Origin of the sequence: Micromonospora sp. M51, assembly GCF_018070305.1 — a bacterium.
GTDB classification, from domain to species: Bacteria; Actinomycetota; Actinomycetes; order Mycobacteriales; family Micromonosporaceae; genus Micromonospora; species Micromonospora parva.
This window is the reverse complement of record NZ_JAGPXZ010000342.1, coordinates 1-6287: the sequence shown is the minus strand read 5'-3', so window position 1 is coordinate 6287 and position 6287 is coordinate 1. Positions and strand designations below refer to the sequence as shown.

10 protein-coding genes and 2 pseudogenes are annotated in these 6287 nt (G+C 72.5%); 1 reads left to right on the top strand and 11 read right to left on the bottom strand.

Translation table 11 applies throughout. The features are described 5' to 3' along the window. Window positions 1-276: pseudogene (locus KBX53_RS18750) on the top strand (hypothetical protein); the annotation flags it as partial. 5 nt (window positions 277-281) lie between these two features. Here the strand turns inward: KBX53_RS18750 and hisF are convergent. The 11 genes and pseudogenes from hisF to KBX53_RS18695 form a co-directional block, all read right to left on the bottom strand. Then, window positions 282-1049, bottom strand: a complete 768-nt coding sequence (gene hisF, locus KBX53_RS18745; protein WP_210860672.1) for an imidazole glycerol phosphate synthase subunit HisF — start codon at window positions 1047-1049, stop codon at window positions 282-284. Between the two features lie 73 nt (window positions 1050-1122). Beyond that, entirely contained in the window at window positions 1123-2121 is a 999-nt protein-coding gene (locus KBX53_RS18740; protein ID WP_210860671.1) for an NADP-dependent oxidoreductase, read from the bottom strand. A 47-nt stretch (window positions 2122-2168) separates the two neighbouring features. After that, the gene (locus tag KBX53_RS18735; RefSeq protein WP_030334464.1) at window positions 2169-2600 is read right to left on the bottom strand and encodes an organic hydroperoxide resistance protein; all 432 of its coding nucleotides are present in this window, start codon (window positions 2598-2600) and stop codon (window positions 2169-2171) included. A 5-nt stretch (window positions 2601-2605) separates the two neighbouring features. After that, window positions 2606-3052 carry a MarR family winged helix-turn-helix transcriptional regulator gene (locus KBX53_RS18730; RefSeq protein ID WP_030334465.1) on the bottom strand — a complete coding sequence of 149 codons (447 nt, stop codon included), beginning with the start codon at window positions 3050-3052 and terminating at the stop codon, window positions 2606-2608. A gap of 80 nt (window positions 3053-3132) precedes the next feature. Further along, the gene (locus KBX53_RS18725) at window positions 3133-3522 is read right to left on the bottom strand and encodes a RidA family protein (RefSeq protein ID WP_030334468.1); all 390 of its coding nucleotides are present in this window, start codon (window positions 3520-3522) and stop codon (window positions 3133-3135) included. Next, a complete protein-coding gene (priA, locus tag KBX53_RS18720) occupies window positions 3519-4244 on the bottom strand; it encodes a bifunctional 1-(5-phosphoribosyl)-5-((5-phosphoribosylamino)methylideneamino)imidazole-4-carboxamide isomerase/phosphoribosylanthranilate isomerase PriA (RefSeq protein WP_030334470.1) in 726 nt (241 codons plus the stop codon). The genes KBX53_RS18725 and priA overlap by 4 nt, the downstream gene beginning before the upstream one ends. A gap of 14 nt (window positions 4245-4258) precedes the next feature. Beyond that, entirely contained in the window at window positions 4259-4582 is a 324-nt protein-coding gene (locus tag KBX53_RS18715) for a hypothetical protein (protein ID WP_030334472.1), read from the bottom strand. 36 nt (window positions 4583-4618) lie between these two features. Then, a complete protein-coding gene (gene hisH, locus KBX53_RS18710; RefSeq protein ID WP_210860670.1) occupies window positions 4619-5251 on the bottom strand; it encodes an imidazole glycerol phosphate synthase subunit HisH in 633 nt (210 codons plus the stop codon). Window positions 5252-5264: 13 nt separating this feature from the next. Further along, window positions 5265-5435: a hypothetical protein gene (locus tag KBX53_RS18705; protein WP_167337319.1), complete on the bottom strand. Its 171-nt coding sequence runs from the start codon at window positions 5433-5435 to the stop codon at window positions 5265-5267. 115 nt (window positions 5436-5550) lie between these two features. Further along, entirely contained in the window at window positions 5551-6162 is a 612-nt protein-coding gene (gene hisB, locus KBX53_RS18700; RefSeq protein WP_030334475.1) for an imidazoleglycerol-phosphate dehydratase HisB, read from the bottom strand. Then, window positions 6159-6287 (bottom strand): annotated as a pseudogene (locus KBX53_RS18695) (histidinol-phosphate transaminase); the annotation flags it as partial. The pseudogene KBX53_RS18695 and the gene hisB, both read right to left, overlap by 4 nt.

Below are 6287 nucleotides of genomic sequence, written 5' to 3'. Positions count from 1 at the left end.
GATCCGGAACCAGCCGTCGGCGCCGGGCTGGTCAGCGTCGCCGACGGCTGGTTCCGGATCACCGCCGAGGGTGAGACGCTCTGGCGTACCCGCCCGCGCGCGGGTGTGGCGACCATGGTGGACACCGTGCAGGGTGTGTTGACCCGCCGGCACGCGCCCGGCAGCGCCGACTGGATCCTGGACGAGGCCGACCACGCGGCGGCTGTCCAGGAGTACGCGGTCCGTTCGATCCCCACCCCGCGTCGGTCACCGGAGGGGCACTCCGGCGAGCGCTGAGCGGCTCAGCGCACCGGGTGGCCGTCGAGGCGCAGCGCGTCCTTGACCTCGGCGACGGTCAGCTCGCCGAAGTGGAAGACGCTGGCGGCGAGCACCGCGTCCGCGCCGGCGCCGATAGCGGGCGGGAAGTGGGCCACCTCACCGGCACCCCCACTGGCCACCACCGGCACGTCCACCACCGCTCGCACCGCGGCGATCAGCTCCAGGTCGAAGCCCGCCTTGGTGCCGTCGGCGTCCATCGAGTTGAGCAGGATCTCCCCCGCGCCCAACTCGGCGCTCCGGTGTGCCCACCACACGGCGTCGATGCCGGTGCCGCGTCGACCCCCGTGCGTGGTGACCTCGAAGCCGCTGGGCGTGGCACCGGTCGACGACCGACGCACGTCGAGGGAGAGCACGAGCACCTGCCGGCCGAACCGGTCGGCGATCTCGGCGATCAGCTCCGGCCGGGCGATGGCGGCGGTGTTGACGCCGACCTTGTCCGCCCCGGCGCGCAGCAACGTGTCCACGTCGGCGACCTGCCGGACCCCACCGCCGACGGTCAGCGGGATGAACACCGACTCGGCGGTGCGGCGCACCACGTCGAGCATGGTGCCGCGGTCGCTGGAGGACGCGGTGACGTCGAGGAACGTCAACTCGTCAGCGCCGGCCCGGTCGTACGCGGCGGCCAGCTCCACCGGGTCGCCGGCGTCCCGCAGGTCGAGGAAGTTGACCCCCTTGACCACCCGCCCGGCGTCCACGTCCAGACAGGGGATCACCCGTACCGCCAGCGTCATGCCGCGAGCCTATCCTCCGCCCGCGGCACGGCGGTCGACCCGATCGGGTCGACCGCCGTGAACGAGGCCTCGGTCACACCTTGACGAGCATCTTGCCGAGGTTGTCGCCGCGCAGCAGGCCGAGGAACGCCGCCGGGGCGTTCTCGATGCCGTCCACGATCGTCTCGTCGTAGGACAGCGTGCCGTCGCGCAGCCAGCCCGCGACGTCGCGCACGAACGCCGGCCGGACGTCGTGGTGGTCGTTGACCAGGAAGCCGCGCAGGGTGAGCCGCTTGCCGATGACCAGCGCCAGGTTGCGCGGCGCGGGCGACGGCTCGGTGGCGTTGTACTGGGAGATCATGCCGCAGATCGCGGCTCGGCCGTGCAGGTTCATGGCCGAGATCGCGGCTTCCAGGTGGTCGCCGCCGACGTTGTCGAAGTAGACGTCGACGCCGTCCGGGGCGGCCGCCCGCAACGACTCACGGACCGGCCCGTCGTGGTAGTCGAAGGCGGCGTCGAAGCCCAGCGCCCGCAGCCGCTCGACCTTGGCCGGCGAGCCGGCGCTGCCGATCACCCGGCCGGCGCCCTTGAGCTTGGCGATCTGGCCGACCAGGCTGCCGACCGCACCGGCCGCGGCGGAGACGAAGACCGTCTCGCCGGGCTTCATCGCGGCCACCTCCAGCAGCCCGGCGTACGCGGTCAGCCCGGTCATGCCGAGCACGCTCAGGTACGCGCTGACCGGGGCGACGTCCGGGTCGACCTGACGGGCGGCGGTCGCGTCGAGCAGCGCGTACTCCCGCCAGCCGAGCCCGTGCTGGACGGTGGTCCCGACGGCGATGTCCGCCGCCTCGCTGGCCACCACCTCGCCGATCGCGGCCCCGTCGAGCGGCGCGTCGAGCGCGTACGGCGGCACGTACGACTTGACGTCGTTCATCCGTCCGCGCATGTACGGGTCGACCGACATGAACTGGTTGCGGACCACGATCTGGCCCGGTCCGGGCGTCGGGACGTCGGTCTCGACGAGCCGGAAGGTGTCTTCGGTGGGCCAGCCCTGGGGGCGGCTGGCCAGGTGGATCTCGCGGTTGCCGGTCACTGGATGGTTGTCCTCTCGTCCGCGGGTGGGGGCCGGGTGCCGCGGTGTCACGCGGGCAGGGTCTCGCGGACGGTCAGCGTGACGTCGACGTTGCCACGGGTGGCGTTGGAGTACGGGCAGACCTGGTGCGCCTGCTCGACGAGCTGCTCGGCCACCTCGCGGGACGCGGCGGGAAGGTCGACGACGAGCTGCACGGTGAGCCCGAAGCCGCCGCTGCCGTTCGGGCCGATGCCCACCTCGGCGGCGACCACGGAACCGGTCACGTCGGCCTTGGCCCGGCGGGCCACCACCCGCAGCGCGCTGTGGAAGCAGGCCGCGTAGCCGGCGGCGAAGAGCTGCTCGGGATTGGCCGCACCGCCGGCGCCGCCCATCTCCTTCGGCACGGCCAGGTCGAGCGCGACAGTGCCGTCGGAGGTCTCGACGTGGCCGTCCCGGCCGTCGCCGGTGGCGGTAGCGGACGCGGTGTAGAGAACCTGCATGGTGCTCACTGCTCCTTCTGTCGGTGGATGGTGTCGGTGACCCGGGTGAGGGTGTCGCGCAGCGCCACCAACTCGCCGAGGCCCAGCCCGGTGGCCTGAGCGATCCGCAGCGGGACGTCGCAGAGCTGCTCGCGCAGCGCCCGGCCCTGCTCGGTGAGGCCCACCTCGACCCGCCGCTCGTCGCGGGCCGACCGCCGCCGCACCACCAGGCCCGCCCCCTCCAGCCGCTTGAGCAGCGGGGAGAGCGTGCCGGAGTCCAGCCGCAGCTCGGCGCCCAACTCGGACACCGTGGGGGCGTCGTCGGGACGCTCCCAGAGCACCAGCAGCACCAGGTACTGCGGGTAGGTCAACCCGACCTCGTCGAGGATCGGCCGGTAGACGTCGGTCAGTGCGCGCGACGCGGCGTAGAGCGCGAAGCACACCTGCCGGCGCAGCACCAGGTCATCGGTCACCGTTGAAAAGTAGCCCACAATTAAGTTGTGCACAGCTTATCTGTCCGTGAGCCGGCCGGCAGGCCGACCGGACGCGTACCTCAGCGATCGCCGAGGTACGCCTCCAACTCCACCTCGACCAGATGCTCCGGGTCCAGCAGACCGGCCACCACCACCAGGGTCGCCGCCGGCCGGACCGCACCGAAGACCGCGTTGTGGGCCCGACCCACCTCGTCGGCGTGCGACCGGTCCGTCACGTACATCCTCGTGCGCACCACATCGCCCGGCTCCGCACCCACCTCGGCGAGCGCGGCCAGCCCGATCCGCAGCGCCTGCGCGGTCTGCGCGGCCGGATCACCCACGTGCACCACCCGGCCGTCCACCGTCGCCGTGCACCCGGCCGTCCAGGCCCGCTCACCGGCACGGACCACCCGGGAGTAGCCGTAACGCTGCTCCCACGGGCCACCCGACCCGAGCCGGGTCGTCGTCACGCCTGCGCCAACGTCCGCAGCGCCTCGGCCACCGTGAAGGCACCCGCGTAGAGCGCCTTGCCGGCGATGACACCCTCCACCCCGACCGACTCCAGGGTCGCCAACGCCCGCAGGTCGTCCAGAGTGGACACCCCACCGGAGGCGATCACCGGCCGGTCGGTACGGGCACACACCTCGCGCAGCAGATCCAGGTTCGGCCCGCGCATGGTGCCGTCCTTGGTGATGTCGGTGACCACGTACCGGCTCGCGCCCGCCTTGTCCAACCGCTCCAGCACCTCGTACAGGTCACCGCCGTCGCGGGTCCAACCCCGCGCCGACAGGGTGTGGCCCCGCACGTCCAGCCCGATGGCCACCCGGTCGCCGTACTCCGCCACCACCCGGTCACACCAGACCGGATCCTCCAACGCGGCGGTCCCGATGTTCACCCGGGCCGCCCCGGTGCCCAGCGCCGCGCGCAGCGACTCGTCGTCCCGGATGCCACCGGAGAGCTCCACCTTCACGTCCAACTGGCGCACCACCTCCGCCAGCAGGTGCGCGTTGGTGCCCCGACCGAACGCCGCGTCCAGGTCGACCAGGTGGATCCACTCCGCGCCGTCCCGCTGCCAGGCCAGCGCGGACTCCAACGGGTCACCGTAGACGCTCTCGCTTCCGAGGGCGCCCTGCACGAGCCGGACGGCCCGGCCGTCAGCGACATCGACGGCGGGTAACAGGGTGAGGCTCACGGTCTTCTCCTCGATCAGGTACGACGGTCCAGGGCGATCACGACGATCGCCGGCAGTACGAGCAGCAAGAGCACGATCAGCGCGATACGCAACGCCAGGTTGTCAACGAACGTCCAGATCAGGATCAACGCCGCGCCGGTGAGCAGCACGATCGCGGCCCGCTCACCCCGACTGTGCCGGGCCAGCCGCCCGGAACGACCCCGCCGCAGCCGCGGCGTCAACCGACGGACCACCGCCCGACGGCGCTGCCGGCGAGCGACCTGGCGCTGCCGGACCGCCCGCTCCCGGGCCTGCTCCGCCTCCCGCTGCGCCCGCCGGCGGGCCCGCTCCCGGCTCACCGCGACACCCGCCGACCGGGCACCGCGCGACGACGCTCACCCACCGTTGGGCAACGTGGCAAGCCAGTTGCGCAGCAACGCGGCACCGGTCTCGGCGGACTTCTCCGGGTGGAACTGGGCCGCCGACAACGAGCCACGCTCCACCGCCGCGACGAAATCCGTGTCGTGGTGGGCGGTGGTCACCGTGGCCCCCGCGGCGGCCAGCGCCGCCGGGTCGCCCATCGCGTACGAGTGGACGAAGTAGAAACGGCTCTGCTCCGGCAACCCGGCGAACAGCACCGACTCCCGGGGGGCCCGGACCGTGTTCCAGCCCATGTGCGGCAACCGGGCGGCAGCCAGCCGGGTCACCCCGCCGGGCAGCAACCCCAGCCCCTTGGTCACCACGCCGTGCTCGTCACCGTGCTCGAAGAGCACCTGCATGCCCACGCAGATGCCCAGCACCGGCCGGCCACCGGCCACCCGCTCGGCGATCACCGGACCGGCGCCCAACGCCTCGATCCCCGCCATGCACGCCGCGTACGCGCCCACACCCGGCACCACCAGACCATCGGCGGCAGCCGCGGCGGCCAGGTCGTCGGTCACCCGGACATCCGCTCCGGCGGCGGCCAGCGCCCGCTCCGCCGAGCGCAGGTTGCCCGAGCCGTAGTCGAGCACCACCACGTCACTCATGCCGTCACCCCGATCACCCGTTCTCCGGCAGCAGCCGCAGAACCCCGGCGACAGTGGCGAGCACCGCGAGCGCCGCGGTGACGAACACGGCGACCTTCGGCGCGCCCTGCCGGTAGAGCGACCAGGTGCCACCCACCAAGACCCCGGCCAGGATCAACAACAACGTCGGCAACGCCGCACCCATCAGAGCCACCTTCCATTCGCGACTGCGGGGCTCCGCTGCGCTGCACTCCTCGCGCTCATCAGCCACCGTCCATTCGCGACTGCGGGGCTCCGCTGCGCTGCACTCCTCGCGCTCATCAGAGAGCACCCTTCGTGCTCGGGATCGCACCTGCCGAACGCGGGTCGATCGAGGTCGCCTCGCGCAGGGCGCGGGAGACCGCCTTGAACTGTGCCTCCACCACGTGGTGCGCGTCCGGGTGACCGCCCGGCCGGGCCGCCCGCAGCACGTCCACGTGCAACGTGACCCGGGCCGCCTGGCCGAAGGACTCCCAGATGTGCCGGGTCATGCTGGTCGCGTACACCGGACCGATGTACGGGGCGAGCACCGGCTCGTCGTGCACCACGTACGGCCGACCGGAAAGGTCCACAGCGGCCCGGACCAGCACCTCGTCCATCGGCACCGTCGCCGAACCGTAGCGCCGGATGCCGGCCTTGTCGCCCAGCGCCTGGTCGAACGCGGCACCCAGGGCGAGCGCGGTGTCCTCGATCGTGTGGTGCGCGTCGATCTCCAGGTCGCCCACGGTCCGCACGGTCAGGTCGAAACCACCGTGCCGGGCGATCTGGTGCAGCATGTGGTCGTAGAAACCGACGCCGGTGCTGATCTCGGCGGCACCGGTGCCGTCGAGGTCGATCTCGACGAGGACCTTGGTCTCCTTGGTGATCCGCTCCACCCGGGCGGTCCGGCTCATTGAACAGTCTCCATCGCAGAAAGGAAGGCGTCGGTCTCGGCGGCGGTGCCGGCGGTCACCCGCAGCCAGCCGGGAAGGCCGACGTCACGGACCAGCACCCCCTGCGCCAGCAGGGCGTTCCAGAC

Coding starts and splice junctions, on each gene's coding strand:
- hisB (WP_030334475.1), bottom strand. CDS start 6,162: ATGAGCCGGACCGCCCGGGTGGAGCGGATCACCAAGGAGACCAAGGTC.
- hisH (WP_210860670.1), bottom strand. CDS start 5,251: ATGAGTGACGTGGTGGTGCTCGACTACGGCTCGGGCAACCTGCGCTCG.
- KBX53_RS18735 (WP_030334464.1), bottom strand. CDS start 2,600: ATGCAGGTTCTCTACACCGCGTCCGCTACCGCCACCGGCGACGGCCGG.
- hisF (WP_210860672.1), bottom strand. CDS start 1,049: ATGACGCTGGCGGTACGGGTGATCCCCTGTCTGGACGTGGACGCCGGG.
- KBX53_RS18705 (WP_167337319.1), bottom strand. CDS start 5,435: ATGGGTGCGGCGTTGCCGACGTTGTTGTTGATCCTGGCCGGGGTCTTG.